The following is a 673-nucleotide window of genomic DNA, read 5'->3' as shown; positions in this document are numbered from 1 at the left end:
AACGGATGCGGCCATTAACCCCGGCAACTCCGGCGGCCCGCTGCTCAACGCTCAAGGGGAGGTGATAGGGGTGAACACCGCCATCATCCAGGGAGCGCAAGGGTTGGGCTTCGCCATCCCCATTGAGACGGCCCAGCGGGTGGCCAATCAGTTGATCACTCGCGGCAAGGTGGATCACCCCTACCTGGGCATCCGCATGCTGACGCTGACTCCAGAGCTGAAGGAGCGCCTCAACCAGGATCCCAATAGCCGCATTTTGATAACGGTGGATCAGGGTGTACTGATCGGCGAAGTCATCCAGGGATCCCCGGCGGAACGAGCGGGGCTGCGATCCGGGGATGTCATTCTCTCCATCAATGGTCGCGCCGTAACCACAGCCGATCAGGTGCAACAGGAGGTGGAGCGCACCGAGGTGGGCAGCACCTTGGAGCTGGAGATCGAGCGGGCCGGGCGGCGACAGAAGATCCGCGCGGTAACAGGCTCTTTCCCGGTTCCGAGCGGAGGCTGATTGGGCATGGTTGATCGCCCCTCAAGTATCAACCAGACCCCAGCGACACAGCAGGGTTGTTGTCAATGGGGGTAAACCTCTCAACCTAGGTTGCGAACTCCCCTTTTCCCCTGGGAGAGGGGCTGGGGCGGTGCTGCTCGCGCCAGCGGGACGGAGTCCTTTCGC

The 673-nt window shown here is 62.6% G+C and carries 1 protein-coding gene; it reads left to right on the top strand.

Features of this window, described 5'->3' with window-relative positions:
* A partial coding sequence (locus NW815_RS06640; protein ID WP_414415826.1) for a PDZ domain-containing protein occupies positions 1-508 on the top strand: 508 nt, incomplete at its 5' end.
* Positions 509-673 lie beyond the last annotated feature (165 nt).

Origin of the sequence: Synechococcus sp. R6-7 (genome assembly GCF_047461695.1) — a bacterium.
GTDB lineage: Bacteria > Cyanobacteriota > Cyanobacteriia > Thermostichales > Thermostichaceae > Thermostichus.
The sequence above is the reverse complement of the archived record's forward strand: the minus strand, read 5'-3'. Positions and strand labels throughout refer to the sequence as shown.